20 protein-coding genes are annotated in these 22,053 nt (G+C 41.7%); 2 read left to right on the top strand and 18 right to left on the bottom strand.

Annotated elements, in window-relative coordinates:
- Nucleotides 1–19: 19 nt before the first annotated feature.
- The 6 genes from HMPREF0847_RS02250 to parE all read right to left on the bottom strand — a co-directional run bounded on the left by HMPREF0847_RS02250 (nucleotide 20) and on the right by parE (nucleotide 7,644).
- A complete protein-coding gene (locus tag HMPREF0847_RS02250) occupies nucleotides 20–1,042 on the bottom strand; it encodes a branched-chain amino acid aminotransferase (RefSeq protein ID WP_008809183.1) in 1,023 nt (340 codons plus the stop codon).
- Between the two features lie 152 nt (nucleotides 1,043–1,194).
- Complete coding sequence (gene parC, locus HMPREF0847_RS02245; RefSeq protein WP_008809184.1) at nucleotides 1,195–3,645, bottom strand: DNA topoisomerase IV subunit A; 2,451 nt, start codon at nucleotides 3,643–3,645, stop codon at nucleotides 1,195–1,197.
- A 243-nt stretch (nucleotides 3,646–3,888) separates the two neighbouring features.
- Entirely contained in the window at nucleotides 3,889–4,707 is an 819-nt protein-coding gene (locus HMPREF0847_RS02240; RefSeq protein ID WP_008809185.1) for an aminoglycoside 6-adenylyltransferase, read from the bottom strand.
- Between the two features lie 16 nt (nucleotides 4,708–4,723).
- Nucleotides 4,724–5,260: a GNAT family N-acetyltransferase gene (locus tag HMPREF0847_RS02235; RefSeq protein ID WP_008809186.1), complete on the bottom strand. Its 537-nt coding sequence runs from the start codon at nucleotides 5,258–5,260 to the stop codon at nucleotides 4,724–4,726.
- 38 nt (nucleotides 5,261–5,298) lie between these two features.
- Nucleotides 5,299–5,649 carry a hypothetical protein gene (locus HMPREF0847_RS02230; protein WP_008809187.1) on the bottom strand — a complete coding sequence of 117 codons (351 nt, stop codon included), beginning with the start codon at nucleotides 5,647–5,649 and terminating at the stop codon, nucleotides 5,299–5,301.
- A gap of 51 nt (nucleotides 5,650–5,700) precedes the next feature.
- The gene (parE, locus tag HMPREF0847_RS02225; RefSeq protein WP_008809188.1) at nucleotides 5,701–7,644 is read right to left on the bottom strand and encodes a DNA topoisomerase IV subunit B; all 1,944 of its coding nucleotides are present in this window, start codon (nucleotides 7,642–7,644) and stop codon (nucleotides 5,701–5,703) included.
- A 162-nt stretch (nucleotides 7,645–7,806) separates the two neighbouring features.
- Between parE and plsY the strand changes: the two genes are divergently transcribed.
- The gene (plsY, locus tag HMPREF0847_RS02220; protein ID WP_020992614.1) at nucleotides 7,807–8,451 is read left to right on the top strand and encodes a glycerol-3-phosphate 1-O-acyltransferase PlsY; all 645 of its coding nucleotides are present in this window, start codon (nucleotides 7,807–7,809) and stop codon (nucleotides 8,449–8,451) included.
- A 17-nt stretch (nucleotides 8,452–8,468) separates the two neighbouring features.
- On the opposite strand, the gene nt5e is transcribed toward plsY, so the two are convergent.
- The 10 genes from nt5e to HMPREF0847_RS02170 all read right to left on the bottom strand — a co-directional run bounded on the left by nt5e (nucleotide 8,469) and on the right by HMPREF0847_RS02170 (nucleotide 19,082).
- Nucleotides 8,469–10,649, bottom strand: a complete 2,181-nt coding sequence (gene nt5e / locus HMPREF0847_RS02215; protein WP_008809190.1) for a cell surface ecto-5'-nucleotidase Nt5e — start codon at nucleotides 10,647–10,649, stop codon at nucleotides 8,469–8,471.
- Between the two features lie 141 nt (nucleotides 10,650–10,790).
- A complete protein-coding gene (locus HMPREF0847_RS02210; protein ID WP_008809191.1) occupies nucleotides 10,791–12,059 on the bottom strand; it encodes a dihydroorotase in 1,269 nt (422 codons plus the stop codon).
- A gap of 12 nt (nucleotides 12,060–12,071) precedes the next feature.
- Nucleotides 12,072–12,536 (bottom strand): NUDIX hydrolase, encoded by a 465-nt coding sequence (locus HMPREF0847_RS02205; protein ID WP_008809192.1) that lies wholly within the window; start codon nucleotides 12,534–12,536, stop codon nucleotides 12,072–12,074.
- A gap of 8 nt (nucleotides 12,537–12,544) precedes the next feature.
- Nucleotides 12,545–13,198: a uracil-DNA glycosylase gene (locus HMPREF0847_RS02200; protein WP_008809193.1), complete on the bottom strand. Its 654-nt coding sequence runs from the start codon at nucleotides 13,196–13,198 to the stop codon at nucleotides 12,545–12,547.
- Nucleotides 13,199–13,232: 34 nt separating this feature from the next.
- Nucleotides 13,233–13,985, bottom strand: a complete 753-nt coding sequence (locus HMPREF0847_RS02195) for a DUF4336 domain-containing protein (RefSeq protein ID WP_020992613.1) — start codon at nucleotides 13,983–13,985, stop codon at nucleotides 13,233–13,235.
- 2 nt (nucleotides 13,986–13,987) lie between these two features.
- Nucleotides 13,988–15,541: a glycosyltransferase family 39 protein gene (locus tag HMPREF0847_RS02190; protein WP_008809195.1), complete on the bottom strand. Its 1,554-nt coding sequence runs from the start codon at nucleotides 15,539–15,541 to the stop codon at nucleotides 13,988–13,990.
- Between the two features lie 134 nt (nucleotides 15,542–15,675).
- Complete coding sequence (gene pyrE, locus HMPREF0847_RS02185; protein WP_008809196.1) at nucleotides 15,676–16,305, bottom strand: orotate phosphoribosyltransferase; 630 nt, start codon at nucleotides 16,303–16,305, stop codon at nucleotides 15,676–15,678.
- Nucleotides 16,306–16,383: 78 nt separating this feature from the next.
- A complete protein-coding gene (gene pyrF / locus HMPREF0847_RS02180) occupies nucleotides 16,384–17,076 on the bottom strand; it encodes an orotidine-5'-phosphate decarboxylase (RefSeq protein ID WP_008809197.1) in 693 nt (230 codons plus the stop codon).
- 249 nt (nucleotides 17,077–17,325) lie between these two features.
- Entirely contained in the window at nucleotides 17,326–18,264 is a 939-nt protein-coding gene (locus HMPREF0847_RS02175; protein WP_008809198.1) for a dihydroorotate dehydrogenase, read from the bottom strand.
- A gap of 11 nt (nucleotides 18,265–18,275) precedes the next feature.
- Entirely contained in the window at nucleotides 18,276–19,082 is an 807-nt protein-coding gene (locus HMPREF0847_RS02170) for a dihydroorotate dehydrogenase electron transfer subunit (protein ID WP_008809199.1), read from the bottom strand.
- A gap of 187 nt (nucleotides 19,083–19,269) precedes the next feature.
- Here HMPREF0847_RS02170 and HMPREF0847_RS02165 point away from each other — a divergent pair, with 187 nt between their 5' ends.
- On the top strand, nucleotides 19,270–20,178 hold the full coding sequence (locus HMPREF0847_RS02165; protein WP_008809200.1) for a LysR family transcriptional regulator: 909 nt from the start codon (nucleotides 19,270–19,272) through the stop codon (nucleotides 20,176–20,178).
- A 290-nt stretch (nucleotides 20,179–20,468) separates the two neighbouring features.
- Here the strand turns inward: HMPREF0847_RS02165 and HMPREF0847_RS02160 are convergent, their stop codons facing one another.
- Together HMPREF0847_RS02160 and HMPREF0847_RS02155 are read right to left on the bottom strand one after the other, a co-directional pair.
- The gene (locus tag HMPREF0847_RS02160) at nucleotides 20,469–20,939 is read right to left on the bottom strand and encodes a hypothetical protein (RefSeq protein WP_020992612.1); all 471 of its coding nucleotides are present in this window, start codon (nucleotides 20,937–20,939) and stop codon (nucleotides 20,469–20,471) included.
- Between the two features lie 38 nt (nucleotides 20,940–20,977).
- The gene (locus tag HMPREF0847_RS02155; protein WP_008809202.1) at nucleotides 20,978–21,997 is read right to left on the bottom strand and encodes a hypothetical protein; all 1,020 of its coding nucleotides are present in this window, start codon (nucleotides 21,995–21,997) and stop codon (nucleotides 20,978–20,980) included.
- Nucleotides 21,998–22,053 lie beyond the last annotated feature (56 nt).

The raw sequence follows: 22,053 nt of genomic DNA, 5'->3' as shown, positions 1-22,053 counted from the left end.
GCCTTTTAGGCTCTTCCTATCAATCAACTTTGTAGATCCAACCTTCTGGCGCTTCAACATCACCAAATTGGATACCTGTTAATTCATCATACAGCTTGCGGGTAACTGGACCGACTTCTGTCTCACTATAGAACACATGGAAATCATCACCATGCTGGATACCTCCGATTGGTGAGATAACTGCCGCGGTACCACAAGCTCCGGCTTCAATAAAGCGATCCAAATCATCAATCCGAACATCGCCTTCAATCGGAGTTAAGCCCAAGCGGTGTTCTGCCAAGTAAAGCAAAGAGTACTTGGTAATAGATGGTAAGATTGATGGGCTCAGTGGTGTTACAAACTCATTATTAGCTGTGATTCCAAAGAAGTTTGCTGAGCCGACTTCTTCAATCTTGGTATGAGTTGATGGATCAAGGTAGATGACATCTGAAAAGTTACGAGTCTTAGCTATCTTACCTGGTAGGAGACTGGCTGCATAGTTACCACCTACCTTAGCAGCACCTGTACCATGTGGAGCAGCTCGGTCATATTCGTCTTGGATCAAGAAATTGGTTGGAACCAAACCACCCTTGAAGTAGTTTCCGACTGGCATAGCAAAAATCGTAAAAATATACTCCTCTGCTGGTTTTACCCCGATGATATCTCCGATACCAATCAAAAGTGGACGAAGGTAGAGAGTTCCTCCTGTTCCATATGGAGGTACATATTCTTCATTTGCACGGACAACAGCCTTACAGGCTTCCACAAACATTTCAGTTGAGACTTGTGGCATCAAGAGACGATCGCAAGTGCGTTGCAGGCGCTTAGCATTCTCATCTGGACGGAAGAGCTGGACACTGCCATCCTTGGTTCGATAGGCCTTAAGTCCTTCAAAAGCCTGCTGACCATAGTGAAGGCTTGGTGAAGACTCAGAAATATGCAGGGTCGCATCTTCTGTCAGCTTGCCTTCCTCCCACTGACCATTGCGGTAATAAGCTAAAAAGCGATAAGGCAATTTCATATATGAGAATCCTAGATTTTCCCAGTCGAGATTTACAGTCATAATCTTACTCCTCTACTTCCAAACTTCATTTTTTAGATACTCCTTATTTTACACCTTTTTAAGAAATTTTCAAGCATTATTTTCAATTTTCAGAAAATTTTGTTATTAAATTTTAGTTTGAAAAAACCAGCTCGTTTGAACTGGTTTGAAAATTATTTAATATAAGCTGAGAAGACTTCTTCGTCTGAAATGGTATCAGAAATGAAGCTGCCGTTGCTAGTTCTCTCAGACAGGCTAAGATCAGCTAGATTAATCTCATAAGCAGTTCCTTTATTGGAAAGCACCTGCAAAATCTGCTCCTCACTGGCTTCTGCTTCTGTTGTGAAGAGATCAAAGTCCACTGCTTCGCCAAAGACAGGTCCAGCCACAAAGACACGATGCGGCTTGGTCTTAAGCTCTCTCAGAACTTGAAGACCGCGATTTGCCCGACTAGTAACAGGAATATCTGCGACTGCCATACGCTTGAGCGAACCGCGCTGAGTCAGGAGGTAAAGTGAGTCTGTATTGGCGATAAAAGCTGCCACTAGAACATCGTCCTTCTTAAGATTGATGGCTTTAACCCCAGCTGCCTTAGCACCAATAACAGGTACTTCCTCAATATTGAAACGAAGGGCATAGCCATTCTTGGTCACGAGCATAACATCGTCCAGCTTAATTGGCGCCAGAGCAATAACCTGGTCACCTTCATTTTTCAGCTTGGCAAACTTGAGCGACTTAGACTTGTAGGTCCGCCAAGGACTGAACTCCTTGCGCTCCACTCGCTTGATTTGACCTAACTTAGTCGCTGCAAAGTAAGTGCCTTCCTCAAAGCTGTCCAGCAATTCTGTATAGATAACTTCTTCCTTGGTATCAAAGTTGCTAATGGTCTGGCTGAGGTGTTCTCCGATTTCTTTCCAGCGGATGTCTGACAGCTCATGAACAGGCCGGTAAATGACATTTCCAAGACTCGTAAAGATCAGCAAATGCTGAGTTGTCTTGGCCGGACTGACGAAAATCAGTCGGTCGTCGTCACGCTTGCCCATCTCCTCTAGGGTTGAAGCAGAGAAAGAACGCGGACTGGTCCGCTTGATATAGCCAGAACGTGTCACGCTGACATAGGTTTCTTCCTCAACAATCAGACTAGCTGTATCAATCTCGATAGCGTTTGCTGTATCCTGCAGCTCGCTGAGACGCGGATTACCAAACTTCTTTTTGACATCGCGGAGCTCCCGCTTCATGAGGTTATACATAGTTCGCTCATCGCCGATAATGGCTGCTAGCATGGCAATCTTCTCGCGCAGCTCTGCTTCTTCCTCTTCCAGAACCACTACATCTGTATTTGTCAAACGGTAGAGTTGGAGAGTGACGATAGCCTCAGCCTGCTCCTCGGTGAAATCATAGCTAACTTTAAGATTTTCCTTGGCGTCTGCTTTGTTTTCTGAAGCACGAATCAGGGCAATCACCTCGTCCAAGATGGAAATAACCCGAATCAATCCTTCCACAATATGGAGCCGTTTCTCAGCCTTGGCCTTGTCAAACCGGCTGCGAGCTAGAATAATCTCCTTGCGGTGGGCAATATAGCTAGTCAAAATTGGCACAATTCCCACCAAACGAGGTGTGAAATTGTCAATAGCCACCATGTTGAAGTTGTAATTAACTTGCAAATCAGTGTATTTGAAAAGATAGTTGAGAATCAGCTCGGTATTGGCGTCTTTCTTGAGCTCGATGGCAATGCGAAGGCCGTCTCGGTCAGACTCGTCCCGTACCTCAGCAATTCCGGCTACCTTGTTATTGACCCGAACATCGTCAATCTTCTTGACCAAGACCGCTTTATTAATCTCGTAAGGAATCTCGGTGATGACGATTTGCTCTTTACCACCCTTCAGCTTTTCAATCTCAGTTCTAGAGCGGACTACGACGCGACCTTTCCCAGTCTCGTAGGCTTTCTTGATCTCATCACGGCCTTGGACAATGGCTCCTGTCGGGAAGTCTGGACCAGGCAGAAACTCCATGAGTTTGTCCACCTTGGCAGACGGATGGTCAATCATATAGATAACCGCGTCAATCACTTCGGCTAGATTATGAGGTGGAATATCAGTCGCATAACCAGCGGAAATCCCAGTTGCTCCATTGACCAAAAGGTTAGGAAAGGCTGCCGGCAGAACAGTCGGCTCCTTCTCGGTATCGTCAAAGTTCCAAGCAAAAGGAACGGTATCTTTCTCGATATCCTGCAAAAGATAGCCAGCCATCTCAGACAGCCGCGCCTCAGTATAACGCATTGCTGCTGGTGGATCACCGTCCATGGAACCATTGTTACCGTGCATCTCAACTAGAATCTCACGATTTTTCCAGTCCTGAGACATACGGACCATGGCATCGTAGATGGAGCTGTCACCGTGAGGGTGGAAATTCCCCATGATGTTCCCGACAGACTTGGCAGACTTGCGGTAGCCCTTGTCAAAGGTGTTGCCGTCCTTATTCATGGAATAAAGAATACGGCGCTGAACAGGCTTCAAGCCATCGCGAATGTCCGGCAAGGCCCGCTCCTGAATGATGTATTTGGAGTAGCGACCAAAGCGCTCTCCCATGATGTCCTCAAGGGACATGTTTTGAATGTTAGACATAGGATACTAAGCCCGTAAAATGCAAAGTGAAAATAGGAAATTCTTACAGTGAGCGATGCTCGCGACAAAATTTATCATTTTCACACAGTATTTAGGGCGTGTTCAACTCCTTTCAAAGAATGTAGAGTAGTTTTTGATAAAATAAAGGATATCTTACAGGAAATTAATCCCGTGTTCAGTTACAATAAGTAACTAAACTATCCTTTCTGTAGTTTAATATTTTAAATTACGTTCTTTATTTAGTCAGTGATTGGGAAGTCTCTCCTCAGCATATTCAATCATCTTCTCGGCGGTTTCTTTGTCATAGTGGAAGCCGGTTTTGAGAGAGAAAGCTTGGGCTTCTCTGTGGAAAAAGTCCATGGTAGCAAAGAGAGACTTAGTGATTTTTTTCTGGTCAGAAAAGTCAAGCAAGGCTGTAAATTCCTTCTCTTTCTCAGCAGGCAAATACTGAAAGAGGTACTTGTAGTTCTTGCCAATATCGACAGTTCCTTTATCCGCTGCTACTTGCCAAGCTAAAAGCTTGAGCAATTCTTGCTGACAGATTCCATACAGATGATCCGTCGCATAGACAAAGTGGTTCCGATGAATGCCCTTGACTACATAAGCTGACACCCACCAGAATTCATTGCAGAATTTGTCAAAGTCAGTCGCGATGGCTGGTGCCGTCCAATAGCGCTTGGGTGTCGGTGCGTAAGGAGCAAACAGTCCCTGCGGGTCATCCAGCACCGTGAAATCCGCTTCGCTATACACCCACTCTTTGATGTGCTCCTTAGGACAAAGGGTCAAATCTATCCGATTGCCATCTTCAACGAGCATAAGATAGAGGCGACGGTTGCCTAGGACATTATGCTGCTCAATGATACGAGTGCCAAACTGGTCTAACCAAGCAAGGTCAGCCACCAGACCATCCAAATCCTCTACAATGTAGACCACATCATAGTCTTGGAACTCGTCCTTGGGAGCCTTTGGGTTTGTCCGCGAGCCGGACATGGCGACAGCGTAGACCTGTAGCGCTTTTGCAGTTTGCAAAATCACATCAAACATCTCGGTTTTAGTTTTCATGGGAATACCTGCCTTTTTAGCTGAAATTCTTGATTCTGTAGAGGACATGTCTATAAAGCGGACTCTCTGCTGGAACTTTTTCGTTATCAAACTCTTTGACAAATTCCATGCTCAGTTTTTGCATGACTTTTTGCGAAGGGAGATTGAGTAAGGATGTAAAAGAGTAAACTTCTGACAAGCCAGCTTGCTGGAAAGCAAAGTCTAGACAGGCTTGGGCAGCCTCCGTCGCATAACCACAATTCCAAAACTCTTTGCGCAGACGCCAGCCGATTTCTATAGCTTCTTTTCCAGCGAAAATCTGTAAATCCGAATGGTGCAGACCTACCAAGCTGATAAACTCCCGACTCGTCTTTTCTTCAACAGTCCAAAGACTGTAGTCATAAGCCTTAACTTCATCTTGAATACCCTGATAAAGCCGCAAGGACTCCGCTTGACTATATGGTTTTGGGAAATACTGCATGACCTCTGGATCCTGATTCAGAGCAATCAAAGCTGGCAAATCTGATTCCTGCACGTCTCGAAAGATTTGACTGACCATTTCAAGTATAGTCATATAGTCACTCATCTGCTCACCTAAATCTAAAAATAACTCTACTTTTCCTTTTTAAATTTAAAACTTTCTCCATTAGTTGCAGAAATGCCATCAGATGTAAAAGGTTGATATTCAATAGTATTTTCATCAACTTTTTTTATCTGATGACGATTACCATTAGCATCAACAATAGTGAATTGATCGCCTTTTTTATCTTTTACTTCACCTTTTTCAGCAATTTTTTCCTTACCGTTTAAAATGTTCCATTTACCTTGCTTTTCTTCAAAAACATAGGTGCTTTTTGTTTTTTCACTCTTCCATGTACCGTTTAGCCAAGCTTCTTGCGAAGAGCAAGCAGTTAGGATAAATACTGAAAATACAAGCAATGCCAGTGTATAGATTTTTTTCATAATAAAACTCCTAAATATTGTAATTATTTATAATGATTCGTTAAATAAATTTTAAAAAGCTGTTGCTTCCTCAAGCGTGAATTTAACATTATCCTCAATCCACTTACGGCGTGGTTCGACCTTGTCTCCCATGAGGACATTGACACGGCGTTCTGCACGAGCCAAGTCTTCGATGGTGACACGGATGAGAGTGCGAGTTTCAGGGTTCATTGTGGTCTCCCAGAGTTGATCGGCGTTCATTTCACCTAACCCCTTGTAGCGTTGAAGCATAGCTCCTTTGCCAAACTTGCGACGCAGGTCTTCCAGCTCACCATCAGTCCAGGCATACTCAACAACTTCGTTCTTGCCTTTGCCCTTGGACATTTTGTAAAGAGGAGGAAGGGCGATATAGACACGACCAGCTTCAACCAGCGGACGCATATAGCGGTAGAAAAAGGTTAGCAATAAGGTTTGAATATGGGCACCGTCAGTATCCGCATCGGTCATGATAATGATCTTGTCATAGTTGGCATCTTCAAGTGTAAAGTCTGACCCAACACCAGCTCCGATTGTGTAGATCATGGTATTGATTTCTTCGTTCTTAAGAATGTCGGCCATCTTTGCCTTGGCGGTATTGATAACCTTACCTCGCAGGGGCAGGATGGCTTGGAACTTACGATCACGTCCTTGTTTGGCAGAGCCACCGGCAGAGTCTCCCTCGACCAGATAGAGTTCGTTCTTAGCTGGATTCTTAGATTGGGCCGGAGTTAGCTTACCAGAGAGTAAGCCCTTGTCTTTCTTATTTTTCTTGCCATTACGGCTTTCGTCACGCGCCTTGCGGGCCGCTTCTCTCGCATCTCTAGCCTTGATAGCCTTGCGGATGAGGTTTGATGCCAACTCACCGTTTTCCAAGAGGAAGAAAGTCAGCTTGTCAGAGACAATGGAGTCCACAGCAGGACGAGCCAAGGGACTACCTAACTTGTCCTTGGTCTGGCCTTCAAACTGTAAATGCTCCTCAGGAACTAAGATTGATAAGACGGCAGATAGACCCTCGCGGTAGTCTGAACCTTCCAGATTCTTATCCTTTTCCTTGAGCAGACCCGTCTTTCTGGCATAGTCGTTCATAGCCTTGGTAATAGCGGTCTTGAGCCCCGTCTCATGAGTACCACCGTCCTTGGTGCGGACATTATTAACAAAGGATAAGATATTATCTGAATAACCGTCATTATACTGGAGAGCCACTTGAACTTGGAAACCACTTTCCTCTCCTTCAAAATAGAGAACTGGAGTCAATGTTTCCTTATCTTCATTGAGGTAGCTGACAAAGTCTTCAACACCATTCTCATAATGGAACTCTACTTTTTCGCCAGTTCGCTCATCGGTCAAAGACAAGCGAACATTCTTAAGAAGGAAAGCAGATTCTTTAAGCCGCTCGGCAATAGTGTTGTACTTGAAGTCTGTCGTTGAAAAAATCGTATCGTTCGGCATAAAGGTCACTTTGGTTCCAGACTTGGACTTAGGTGCAGTACCGATTTTCTTGAGTGTGGTAACTGGTTTTCCGCCATTTTCAAAGCGCTGCTTGTAGACTGTACCGTCACGAGTAATTTCTACTTCTAACCAGCTAGATAGGGCATTAACGACCGAAGAACCAACCCCGTGGAGTCCTCCCGAAGTTTTATAACCACCTTGACCAAACTTACCACCAGCATGTAATACTGTAAAAATTACCTCAACAGTAGGAATTCCCATAGCGTGCATACCAACTGGCATCCCGCGTCCATGGTCAGATACTGTTAAGCTCCCATCTTTATTGATAGTGACATCAATCCGATCACCAAAGCCTGATAGAGCCTCATCAACCGCGTTATCCACGATTTCCCATACTAAATGATGGAGTCCTGTCCCGTCGGTGGATCCGATATACATACCCGGACGTTTACGTACCGCATCCAACCCTTCTAATACTTGAATGGCATCATCATTATAATTATTAATATTGATTTCCTTCTTTGCCACAAGGAACCTCCTGCATTATTCATCCTTACTATCTTACAAGTTTTTATAAAATTTTGCAAAAGTTTTTGTCACAAAAGCCTTGAAATAAACATTTTTATCGGATTAGACAAATAATTTACTAGATTGCTAAATACAAAGCAAAATTCGTGATATAATAAAATTATGATAAATACAATTTTGGGCCTAATTTTGGCATATTTACTGGGTTCAATTCCAACTGGTTTATGGATTGGACAGATTTTCTTTAAAAAGAATTTACGAGAATACGGTAGTGGCAATACCGGCACAACCAACACTTTCCGTATTTTAGGAAAGACAGCCGGAACTGTTACTTTTGTATTCGACTTCCTAAAAGGAACTCTTGCAACCCTGCTTCCTCTTTTATTGCATATCAACGGTATTTCCCCAATGATCTTTGGATTGCTTGCTGTCCTTGGTCATACCTTTCCTATTTTTGCTGAATTTAAGGGAGGCAAGGCCGTTGCTACAAGTGCAGGTGTTGTTCTTGGATTTTCTCCCCTCTTCTTTTCCTATCTGATTATTATTTTTATTGTAACGCTTTACTTGGGAAGTATGATTTCTTTGGCTAGCATTGTTGTAGCTGGCTTTGCGATTATTTCCGTTCTTATATTTCCTTTATTAGGAATTATCCTTCCTAGTTACGATCTTCTTTTTACTCTAATCATTATTCTTCTAGCATCTATTATTCTGATTCGACATAGGGATAATATGGAAAGAATTAAAAATAAATCAGAGAATCTTATTCCCTGGGGAATCAATATCACTAAACAAGTACCAAAAAAATAAGCCCTAGGGCTTATTTTTTAGTCTTCTTGACTCTTCTTGAAACCAAGGATTCCCAAGAAAGCAGTAAACAAGGATACAATAAGTAAAGCTGGTGACTCTTTTGTTCCAGTTTCAGGAAGTCTAGCCTTAGATGATGTAAATGTTTTAGCAACATTAACTGTCAAAGGCTTACTGTTTGTAGCAACTTCCCCCTTCTTCTCTTCTTTTGCAGGGTCTACTGTGACTGCTGGTTTAGGAGACGGTTGAACTACATTGCCATTTGAAGAGTAATTTGGAAGAGGTTGATAGTTTTGGCCACTTGGATTCTGATTAGACTGTCCATTTGGAACATCTGTTCTGCCAGGATAAGATTTTGGATCAGATGGATCTGTTCCATTTTTGATTTCTTCAATATCAGAAACTCCATCTCCATCACTATCTTTTTTAGAAGAAATAGAAATCGTACGGGAATTTGGATTTATAACCGAATATGCACTTAAATCTGCTTTAGCTAAATAATCGGCAAAAGCAACGTCCATAGAAGGGCCTTCTTCTCGCGCACCACCCAACATGGTGTAGCCATCACCACCGGCTGCTAAGAAATCATTTGTTGTCAAATAGTATTCTTTAGCAGGATCTAAGTTTTCATACTTACCGGTTTCTGGGTTTTTAATTTCAATATGCAAAATACGTTTTTCAGCAGGCAAGGTTGTATCGTAATAAACCTTAGCACCTGAAACCTGTAGGAAGCCTCCGCTTGGCTCAAGAAGGGGTTGGCCATTTTCATCCAAAACAGGCTGACCATTTTTTTCTTGTAAAATAGATCCAAGAGATTTAGCAAACATATCAGCAATGTTTTGTCCCGTTACTTTGATTTGAGAAATAGTGTTTCCAAAAGGAAGGACAGCGATCACATCACCTTTTGTAATTGGCTTATCTTTGGCAATTGTTTCACGCAAACCACCACCGTTTGTCACAGCAAGATCTGTTTTATGGCTGAATCCAGTTTGCCCGTATTCGTAGAGGGCGTCCGCTACCACATTACCAAGGTTTGTCTCACGAACCCGCACATTCTCGCGCTGACCGTTCAATTCAACTGGGCTATTGTCACGAACAACTTTAGCATTTTCAGCATCATATCTTTCTTTAATTTCTTTGACCATAGCTGCTATTTTAGCATTTGGTACCACATCTTTAGTAGAAGCTGCAGAGATTTGTTGTGGATTTCCCAATAATTGATTAGCCTTATAAGTAATTTTACCAATGTTATTCAAATAACTTCCCGTTTGGTTATAAGTAACATTGTCTCCATAGGTTGTAGATTGAACTGTATGAGAGTGACCGTCAATAACCGTTACACGTTTGCCTTTGAGCTTTGGATTATTTGAAAGAGCTTCAGCTAAAGTAGATCCACGCCACTCTACTGGAGTAGTCGTATCAACACCTAAGTGAGCCAAAACCACATAATTCTTGTATGTTTTCCCCTCTGCCGCAGCGCGAGCTTCTACTTCATCAATAACTGAATTAACTTCTGAAATTGGATCTTTAAAAGTTACGCCTTGAACATTCTTGGGATGAGTCTTGGTTGCAGTTTCTGGTGTTGTCACACCGATTACCACAAACTCATCACCTACAACATTCTTATCTTTATCTACGATAGTTGATGCTTCAAATAAGCGGGCACCATTTACATAGGTGTTAGAGCTTAAAAGAGGAAAATTAAGAATTTCTTTATATTTCTTAGCTTCATCTAGACCAAAGTCAAACTCATGGTTCCCAACGGCCATCGCATCGTAGCCCATCTCATTGAGTAGTTTAGCACGCTCTTCACCTTTGGAACTATTTGAAATTGGCAAACCTTGAAAGGCATCTCCCGCATCAACTACAAGAGTTGAAGGATTGTTTTTTCGTTCCTCTTCAATAACGGCTGCTAATTTAGCGTCTCCAATAACTCCTTTTTCTTCAACAATACGTCCGTGAACGTCATTTGTATGGATAATATTTGCTTCAGGTAAATCACTTTGTTTTCCGGAAGCGCTTTCTTCACCCTGCGCACTTGTATCAATAGCTCCATCTGGGACATTCCCTTCTTGAGCTGAAGTTGCTGCTGCAACTTCTTGACTAGGTTCAGAAGCTACTTGTTCATCTGCATATGCCTGATGAGCTAGAAATGCTGGAGCAAGCAATAAAAGCGGTAAAAGAATTTTTTTCTTTTGCATAAACCGTCCTCTTTTTCTTTTTTATTAGTTTTATTATATCGAAAAAGAGAGTAAAAGTGAATTATTTTCTGTGATTTACCTATTTTTGTTCGTATCTAAACAAAAAAATCTGAGATCTTATTTATCTCAGATTTCTTTAGTTTATCCTTCAAAGACAACTTCCCCATCACAGATGGTAAACTTCACTTGGCCTTTAAGCTTTTCACCAACGAAAGGCGAATTGGCAGCCTTGGAGGCGAAGTGATTAGTCACAAGTCTATCGGCTTCTGGGTCAAATATTGTCAAATCAGCAGGACCATCCTGAGCAATGAAGCCAGAATCAAAACCATACAACTGAGCTGGATTGACTGTCATTTTCTCCAAAAGTTCCATCAAGCTCAGATGACCAGCCTCAACTAGGTAGGTCAGTCCCAGAGAAAGCGAAGTCTCAAGCCCAGTCATACCAGAAGGCGCTTTAGTGATGTCTTCAACAATTTTCTCGTCAGCATGATGTGGAGCATGGTCGGTTGCAATAACAGAAATGACACCAGACTTGAGCCCCTCGATAACCGCCAGACGGTCCGATTCTAAGCGCAGAGGCGGATTCATCTTAGCATTGCTACCCTTAGTCAATAGCAGAGCTTCTGTCTTAGAAAAGTGCTGAGGTGCTGCTTCAGCAGTGACTTGAGCGCCTAGCTTCTGAGCGAATTCCACAACCTTTACACTCTCAGCCTTGGACAAATGCTGGATATGCACATGAGCCTTTGCATCATAAGCAATCATAACATCGCGAGCAATCATGCTGTATTCTGCCACACCTGTCGCGCCGCAGATATGAAAATGCTCTTTGGCAATATGCTCATTGAAACCAAGTATGCCGTTGAGATTGGGATCTTCCTCATGCAAGCTGATAAAGGTGTCATTTTTACGTGCTTCTACGAGCGCCTGGCGGACAATGCCAGCGTTGGTCAGCGGAATACCGTCATCAGAAAAACCAACCGCTCCTGCTGCCAAGAGACCTTGGAAATCTGTCAGATGCTGCCCATCAAAATTCTCTGTAATCGTCGCGACCGACTTGATATGGATATTTTCCCGACTAGCTGACTCCAGCACTTCCTTCAGGGTTTCAACTGTAGAGATGGTCGGATTGGTATTAGCCATCATAACAACTGTCGTAAAGCCACCTGCTGCTGCTGCCAAGGCTCCCGTATGAATATCTTCCTTATGAGTCTGGCCCGGCTCCCGGAAATGCACATGTATATCCACCAAACCTGGTGCCACAACCAAACCACTGGCATCAATGACTTTTGCATCTTCCGCCTGCAAATCTTGACCGATTTTAACAATCTTTTTCCCCTCAACCAAGAGATCAGTAATTTGGTCAAAACCAGTCTTAGGATCCATAACTCGTCCGTTTTTGATTAATAGCATCGTCTTCTCTCCTTATTCGTAAAAGTCCACCTGCGTATCCAGAAGCTTATCCCCGTCATAAACAAACTTTGCAGAAAAGAAAGGCTTGTCTTCTAGAAGCCACTCAACAAAGGTATGATCTCCTTCCCAAGTTGGTTTAGATAAGACTTGGTCATAGGGCACCCATTCCAAAGTACCTTCATTGCAGTCAATCAGTTCCCCCTCAAACTCGGTCACCTTAAAAACATAGGTATACCAGTCCAAATTAGGAGTAAACTCTGGAAAAGTAATAATGCCTTTGAGAACGGGCTTGGCCTTTAGTCCCGTCTCCTCTAGAATCTCGCGCGCAGCGCATTCCTGCGGAGTTTCTCCTAGCTCTAGCTTGCCACCAACACCAATCCACTTCCCAGCATGGACATCATTGGGCTTTTTGTTGCGATGCAACATAAGAAACTCTCGACCATTATCAATATAACAAATCGTTGCTAACTGAACCATACTACCTCCTAAGCTAACCAATTGATAGGTTCCAATCCCTTAGCCACTAAAAAATCATTGGTACGAGAAAAAGGTTTGCTACCAAAAAAACCACGATAAGCAGACAGCGGACTTGGGTGAGCCGACTCGATTATCAAATGTTGCGAATTACTTATCAAGGCTTTTTTCTTGCGAGCGTAAGAACCCCAGAGGATAAAGACAACTGGATCGGTCTTTGCATTAACTACCTTGATAATAGCGTCCGTAAAAGGCTCCCAGATTAAGCCAGCATGCGCATTGGCCTGACCAGCAGGCACTGTCAGACCAGAATTTAGCAAAAGAACACCTTGCTGAGCCCAAGAAGTCAAATCATGCGACTCTTTCACTCCAATATCATCAGCCAGTTCTTTGAGAATATTCTGCAAAGAAGGCGGAGCCGGAATGTCATCAGGTACCGAAAAACTCAAGCCCTGCGCCTGTCTCGGTCCGTGGTAGGGATCCTGCCCCAAAATAACCACTTTAACATCCGCTAAATCTGTCGTCTGAATCGCATTAAACACCTTTTCCCGTGGTGGGTAAATGGTCCCTGAAGCATACACTTCGTCTAAAAAATGATTGATTTTTGCAAAATAACCTTCCGGCAGCTGCTCCTTAATCAAAGCGTGCCATGCTGAATGCTGCATACATGTCTCCTCTCATTTCCTAGGATTGGATATTTTATCGAATCCACCTAAATGCTCTTCTTAGTTCTGCTGTGCCATTTTCCAGAAAACAGCGACCGTGAGCCAGAATGATTTTTTCTGGTTTCCATGCTAACATCTGCTCTAAGCACTCCTTAGCTTCTTTTTGATGACCGATAAAGGTCATACGGTAGTCAATAGGTGTCTGCCCATCCGGAGCCGCAACACGAACTAATTTATAAGCCTTGCTACGAAGAGAACTTGGAAAACGCTCTGTTTCAAAATTCTCAATCAAATCTGTCAAAATCAAGGTTTGACTGTCCTTATGAAAAAAGACAACTTCCTCAATATAAGCACTTCCCTTGAAAACCAACTGTTCTATCTGGCCCGCCCAAGCTTCAGGAGCTTCATCTGTCAGCTTTTCATCAAAAGAGACTGGGATTTTCTGTTTAGCTGCTCTCTCTTCAACACCTGGACTAGACCAAGCAATTGCCTCAGGGTATCGCTTCTTCCAGTCAGCTATATAGGCATAGTGAATCTTATTAGGTGAAACAAGGTGTGCGACTGGTCCCAAAGCATCTAACTGGTCAAACAAGGCTTGATTTGGTTGGATTGGTGAATGGCACCAGAGCTGGCCATTTGATAACTTGATGACCGTCATGCGGGTAGAAAATGGCAACTTTGTCAGCACCGCATCCATCTCAATCAAATCACCGTCGACAATCCAGATATTCTCAGCAATGGGCTTCAAGGTATAAAGCGGTTCATAGATAGGAACAGGTCTTTTCATCTTCAATCATTCCTTTTCGACGACTTTAGTTTGGAAATTTTTGGCCACAAACGGCTTTTCTTCAAATCTTGAGAATACTGACTTAAACCAAGAGCAGAAACTAGTAAAATCTGTGGTAAAAATTGGATAAGATAACGGGTTTTCCCACCTTCAAAAATCTGTAGGAAGAGTAAGCCTCCAAAAACAGCAAGATTCAAAAAATTGACGCGATCATCAGGTCGGAACTTCCATAAAGTCATAACGAGACCTAGACTCATAACAATCCAAACCAGCTGCTTAATAAGAGCATAATAAACATACTCCTTCTTATCAATGCTTAAAAAGAATGTCCGAACAAACTGAGCAAGTGGATTGTTTTTGGTCATTTCGTATAAAGGATTAATAAATGGTGTCTTTTCATTTTCAACATCCCGATAGAGCCAACCCAGAGTCCCCTCTGCCACCGTTAGAGATTGCTTGTAATATAAGTGCCCCCAAAATGTCGCGGGTGTGTATTCTTTCAAGCGACGCTTAATTTCCTTAATGACATTTTCCTTAGCAAACATGCCATTATTATAGTCATCTCTCTTTCCGGGTTCAATATATTGAAGCAACCCTTCTTTCATATCTGCTTGATTATGACCTATGTATGTAAGCCCCAAATTGATAAAGAGAAGCGGTCCCTTAGCTAATCCTTCTTTTTGAATAATTGTCACTTCATTCTGGTTCTTAATAGCCGTATGAAGTCCACTATAGGTTATCCCAAAAGTAAGAACAAATATTGATAAAACCAAAAGAAAATTTTTCCACTGCTTCTGCAAAAAGAATGTTACGAAGAAAGCAATCAAGAGAATCATGACTGTCGGTCGAACAAAATACAAGAAGCCTGTTAGCAACCCCAATGAGATACTTAAGGCAGTCAATTTCTTAATACTGTCAGCTTTAAAGATTCCAAAAATTAAGAAAATCTGTAAAGAAATAAAGGGCAGTGGCGGAATATCCGTATACATAGAGAAGAAATAAGGAGAAAATCCAGCCAAAAGTACATAAAGACTAAAAACGATATCAGCTGTTTTTTGATTAAAGAATTTTTGACTACCCTTATACAAAATACACGCTGTTAGATTAGCATACACCATGTTAAGCCCCTGCATTATCCAAAGCGCAGACGACTCTCCAAACAGCTTGTAGAAAAAGCGTTCGTAGAGAAAGAGAGGCAAGTTATTTGGGTTACGAGTGATATAGCTTGAAATCGATGTCTCTTTGAGCAAGCGAAATGCCCCGTTCAGAACAACTGCTGCGTCCCGACGCACCAGCAACTCAGCCGACCAAATCATAATGAGCTGAAAGACTACTACAGCCACCATAATCGCTATCTTATGTCGCATCAAATAGCGGTATATTTTCAAAACTTCTTTACGGTAATAATAAGCCCCAAGCAGTAAGATTGCAAAAATTGGATAAGCCCAATAACTCATCTCACTGATATAAAAGATTGAAACAAAAAACCAATGTACTACAAGGACTAACATGATTTTTTGTAAAATGGAAAACGATAGACGATAAATCTTTGACATAGGTTTATTATAGCAAAAATCAAGGTTTTTAGCTAAGAAAATACAGCAATCAAGAGACTGCTGCTTTTCTTTTAGCAAAGATAAAGTATCTATTTCGATATGAAATATCGTTTAAACTCAAGCAGAACAAACTCTTACAGATGCCAATTTTCTTGGTCTTCCTTAAATCGTTTCAACAAGGCTAATCCTTCAGCATTGATATAGCCTTCTTGCTCAGCTAAGTGAATCAACTCTGTATAGTTTGATAAAGTCACTAATTTCACACCCGCATCATTAAAGTTCTTTTCTGCTTTTGGTAACTCATAGGTAAAGATAGCTGCTGCACCAATCACATCCGCACCTTCACGTTTGGCAGCAGCAATAGCATCTAAAACAGAACCGCCTGTCGAGATTAAGTCCTCAATAACAACCATCTTCTGCCCTGGCGCTACGCGTCCTTCAATTTGATTGCCCGCTCCGTGATCTTTTGGTTTGCTGCGGATATAGGCAAATGGCAGGTTCATCTTATCTGCGATAATGGCTCCGTGGGGAATACCGGCTGTCGCAGTTCCAGCAATGACTTCTACATCTGGAAATTCTGCCCGAATTTTTTCGACGAAACCATCTTCAATCAAGGTCCGAGTCTCTGGATAGGCCAAGGTCACACGGTTGTCTGTGTAAATAGGTGACTTGATACCTGATGCCCATGTAAAAGGCTCTTCTGGCTTCAAATACACAGCCTTAATTTTCAATAAATCACGCGCAATCTCTTTTGCTAAAGTCATTTTTTGCTCCTTATAAATTTGAAATTTTATGATACTGTTAATTTTGTATAACGATTTAATTCGAATTCCTTGTTTTGCTTAGCTATTCCACTGCTTCTTGATTTCATGATAAGCATCCCAAGGATTCTCAGCTTGGATAATCGGACGACCGACTACAATATAGTCACTACCGATTTGATGGGCTTCCTGTGGTGTCATGACCCGTTTCTGGTCGCCAATTTCTGATCCAGCTGGCCGAATACCCGGCGTCACACAGAGAAAGTCTTTGGCAGTTGCTGCCTTAATTAGTTCAACCTCTTGAGCTGAACAAACTACGCCATCCAAGCCAGCTTCTTTAGCCTTCCGAGCATAATTGACAACAGACTCCTGAACCGTAGTTTGGATGTTTTGACAATCACGCATATCTTCTTCACTGGTCGAGGTCAGCTGAGTCACCGCAACCAACTTAGCTTTATCCCCTAAGACCTTCTTGGCTTCGCTCATCATCTCTACGCCGCCAGCAGCATGAACTGTCACCATGTCGATGCCAAAAGTACCTAAGACAGACATGGCTGAGCGCACAGTATTGGGAATGTCATGTAGCTTCAAATCCAAGAAAATACTGTGCCCAAGACCTTTCAAATAATGAACGATTTCTGGACCGATAGCATAGAAGAATTCCATACCGATTTTTACAAAAAGTTTTTCATCTTCTGGAAAATGCTCCAGAAAAGCTTTGACATCGTCAAAAGATGGAAAGTCGAGGGCGATAATAGGACGTTCTTCACGCATGTAGGGATAATCTCCTTTTTTGATTATTAGCTTTAAAGAACTCCGCTAGATACTCCTGTTGTCAACTATATCTTCACGCTAGACACGGAAATATAGAAAAAACCTTGCCTGAGAGCAAGGTTACACGAAAATGTGGCAGAATTTGCCATTCAAACGTATGATCCTTAGTAGCCTCTCTGGACTTCTTTAAAGGTTATATTTAGTTCATTCTATAATTTCACAGCAAGATTGTCAAGCAAAAATGTAACTTTAAAGCAAATTATCTCGAACTTCTTTTCGTAAGCTTTCAAGACTTTCGATGCCGTATTTATCCATCGCCTTAGGCAGATCTTCAATGATGGTAGGACAGGCATAAGGATCCGTGAAATTGGCAGTGCCCACCCCAATGGCTGAGGCGCCCGCTATAAACATCTCCAGAGCAGCCTCCGCCGAATCAACTCCCCCCATACCAATGATAGGAAGTTTGCTTGCCTGCGCCACTTGACGGATCAGCTTGAGCGCTACCGGAAAGACAGCTGGACCCGACATACCACCTGTGCCATTAGCGATAATAGGCTTGCGTGACTTCAAGTCAAATCGCATACCTACCAAGGTGTTAATCATGGTAAATCCAGCAGCTCCAGCATCTTCAACGGCCTTGGCTACCTGAGTAATATCAGCCACACTCGGAGTTAATTTGACATAGACAGGTACATCAGAAGTATCTACTGCTGCCTTGGTTGCTTCGTAAGCCAACTCTGGAACTTGACCAATCAAAAGCCCAGCATTTCCATGGTCAACATTAGGACAGGAGATATTGAGCTCAATAGCCTTGACATTAGGAGCTTGAGATATTTTCCCAGCCACTGTTGCATACTCTTGATTGGAGAATCCCGCTACATTAGCGATGATTGGCAGGCCGGGATAATGTTTTTCCAGCCAGGGCAGTTTTTCAGCTAGAACAGCCTCAACACCTGGATTTTGCAGACCAATGGCATTGAGCATCCCAGCTGGCGTTTCTGCCACACGAGGAGTGGGATTGCCAAAGCGGGGGTCCAAAGTCGTAGCCTTTATCATGATAGAGCCTAGCAAATCTAGGTCATAGTACTTGGCATATTCTTGACCGAAACCAAAACAGCCAGACGCTGGAATAATTGGATTTTTCAGGTCCAAGCCTGGCAAGGAAACTCTTAAACGTTTGTCACTCATTCTTTCCCCTCCTAGACAATAATCGTACCCGTCTCAAAGACCGGACCGTCTTCACAAACCCGCTTATTGACTGACTCGTCCTGACCAGCCACATGAACGACGCAGGCATAGCAGGCGCCCATGCCACAAGCCATACGAGATTCCATGGAAAGATAAGCATGCGGATGCTCCTGAAACTTACGATCCACATACTGGAGCATAGCTGGCGCTCCACAGGAATAGACAGCCACATAGTCTTGGGAAAACTCATCTACAACTGCTGATACATAGCCCTTGCGACCATAGGAACCATTATCCGTCGTAACAATGACCTCGGCGTATTTTTTCATTTCTGCTTCCAAAATGACAGCGGATTTATCAGAGAATCCCAGTACAGCTGTCACTTGAGCTCCCTTGGCATACAATTCTTTAGCAACCTCAAGCAAGGGAGGGACACCAATCCCACCACCGATAATCAAAGCGTGGTCACCTGCCCTTACAGGACTCAAATCAAAACCATTGCCCTGAGGCCCCATAACATCAAGAAAAGACCCAACTGGAAGTTGAGAAAAAATAGCCGTGCCGCCACCTTCTATCCGGTAGATGATGCGACAAGTCAGACTATCTCGGTCAATTTCTGCAATTGAGATCGGCCGGCGCAAAAGCTTGCTGTCATCTGGTACCCGAATATGTAAAAACTGCCCAGCCTGCATCTGGCTGACCATTTGCCCCTTTAGAATCATGGAAAAAATATTAGGCGCAATCTCTACTTGATTCAGAAGCTCCATCTGCTCCAGCATAATCTTGCCAAATCTCTTTTTGCAACTGTCACTAACCATGACAACCTCACTTTCTACAAGAAAAAACCTCGCCACAGCAAGGTTTCGCAAAAAACAAGGCAGTCAATTGCCTCTTATATCGTTTTTCCTACCTTGCAGCCTCACTGGACTTGATTAAAGGTTTAAATTTATCATATTCTACAACTAAATAGATGTTTTGTCAATCCTATTATGATAAAATAGACCTATGAGAATTCAACAACTACACTATATTATCAAAATCGTCGAAACTGGCAGCATGAATGAAGCTGCCAAGCAACTATTTATTACCCAACCTAGTCTCTCTAATGCAGTACGAGACCTTGAAAACGAGATGGGGATTGATATTTTCATACGAAATCCTAAGGGAATCACATTAACCAAAGATGGCATGGAATTTCTATCTTATGCTCGTCAGGTGGTTGAGCAAACACAACTTCTAGAAGAACGGTACAAGAACCCTGTCGCCCATCGCGAACTCTTCAGCGTATCTGCCCAACACTATGCTTTTGTAGTCAATGCTTTTGTCTCCCTCCTTAAGAAAAGTGATATGGAAAAATATGAGCTATTTCTTCGGGAAACTCGTACTTGGGAAATCATTGATGACGTTAAAAACTTCCGCAGTGAAATTGGTGTCCTCTTTCTCAACAGTTATAATCGTGATGTCCTATCCAAAATGCTAGATGATAATCATCTAATTGCAACTCATCTCTTCACTGCCCAGCCCCATATATTTGTCAGCAAGTCCAACCCTCTGGCTAAGAAAAAATTGGTACAACTGTCAGATTTAGAAAATTTCCCTTACCTCAGCTACGACCAAGGGACCCACAATTCCTTCTACTTTTCTGAGGAAATCCTCTCCCAAGAACACCATAAAAAATCTATCGTAGTTAGTGACCGAGCTACTCTTTTTAACCTCTTGATTGGTCTGGACGGATACACGATTGCTACTGGTATCCTCAACAGCAACCTTAATGGTGACAACATTGTCTCTATTCCGCTTGATATTGATGACCCAATCGAGCTAGTCTACATCAAACATGAAAAAGCCAGCCTATCTAAGATGGGTGAACGTTTTATAGAATATTTGATTGAGGAAGTGAAGTTTGATAAATAAGAAAGCTATATAAAAGAATAACTCCAAATTGCATACTGCAATCTGGAGTTATTCTACTTCTAGAGTTACGTATCCAATAATTGGTCATGCCATCAGATTGATAATCATCAAAAAAATCTTGGCGCTCAGCTACTGAATGTGACTTATCTTGTAAAAAGTAAATTGGTTGAAAAAAATTAAATTCGGGGACAACTCCATATTCATAGTAAGTTTGTAGTTTGTGAGATTTTGGATTTTTTAACTGGAAACTAGTTGCTACATATTGATCGTCTGAATTTTGGTATAATGGATCACCTTGATAAAATCATCAAATAGTTTCTATATCCGCTACCATAACCTCGTTCAATCCCAGGGAAACGACGTGATAATTCATTAAACTGTCGATAATAAAAACTATCCGATTTAAACAGTGAACCACTATTATATGTGTTAAATAAAATATCCAACTTCGTTTTATCGGTGAATGATAAATGTAAAATAGTATGATCCCTATCAAATTTTAAATCTGTTCTGGTTGATTCTGTCCATTGATCATCAGAAGGTTTCTTTTCGTGTTTACCATGAATAAATTCGATATTAATATCCTGAATAGTCTTTTTAGGACTTTTTTTATAAGTAACTTTTAAATTATAAACTCTGTGATAGATGGGTTCTGAATCAAACCAATCCGGCCTGATATAGTAACGAAGACCAATATAGCCAATAAACAAACTAACTAAAGCAAGGAGGATAAATTTTCTCTCAAACTTCACCTTCTTCATACTCACCTCCTGGGAAATTAATTTCATAAAATGATAGCTTATTTTTTATTTTTATATCTTTTTGTTAAAGCGTCATCATTGGATTTTACAAAAGTATCAAGATCGCCTAGAACTTCTTTGATGTATTCGTCTTTATTTTCTTCTGAATATAACTTGGTCGCCTTTCGTACTTTTACTTTACCATAACCATAATCCAGTAGTTGAGTCCTTGTAACAGAGATTTTAAATTTTGAACCCGTCAGTTTGACACTCACAGGAAGATTAGTTAAAGCATCGGAATAATACCATTTAGCATATAGAAAAGTAAAATCATGACTAAGCATTTTTCTAGGGATGTCAGAGCTCTTATCCCAATAACCAAGACTACTGGTGTTATAATCATCATAAAATTCTTGCAATCCGTCCTGATTCGCTCTTCTTTCAACTTTCAAATAAATCGGAAATATTGTTTTTCCTGGAGGATTTCCATACTCATAATAGGTCTGTAACTTACCTGTTCTAGGATTTTTGAGGTCAAAACGAGTTACATCGGATGCTTTTGGAATTTGGTATAATGTATCCCCAGTATATAGCATCCCAGAGAGAAAGACGAGCCTATAACCAGACATATATGCCTTATTTAAGCCTGGAAATCTTTGGGTCATGTCTAGAAAAAGTTTATCATCAATGTAAAATTTATCGCTAAAAGCTGGACCCGTTTCAGAAAATTTTTTTAGCGGAATCCAAACACTTGTCCCATCATCCAATTTAGCATTCAAAATGACCCTACTTTTATAATAGCGATCAGCATTTGTCAAAGTTATTTCTGACCAAGTTAGTCCCTCAGGAACTTCAGCCTCTTTCTCATAAATAAATTCAAGATTTATTTCTTTTATGGTTGACTGTCTAGCTTTTATCGAACTAGTTTGATAGTTATATACTTTGATGTATTGATTCTTGCTATCAAATAAGCCAGGAGCAACATAATATCGAAGCAAAATATAAAGTCCAATAGCAAAACAAACTAAAACTTTAATAGTAAGTGGAATTTTACGCTTCACTTTTTTTACCTTTTTCAACTCCTCACCTCCTGGGAAATTAATTTCATTATATCATAATCACCATCATTATTATA

The organism is Streptococcus sp. 2_1_36FAA (assembly GCF_000161955.2).
Lineage (GTDB): Bacteria > Bacillota > Bacilli > Lactobacillales > Streptococcaceae > Streptococcus > Streptococcus gordonii.
This window is presented reverse-complemented; position numbering and strand designations above follow the sequence as displayed.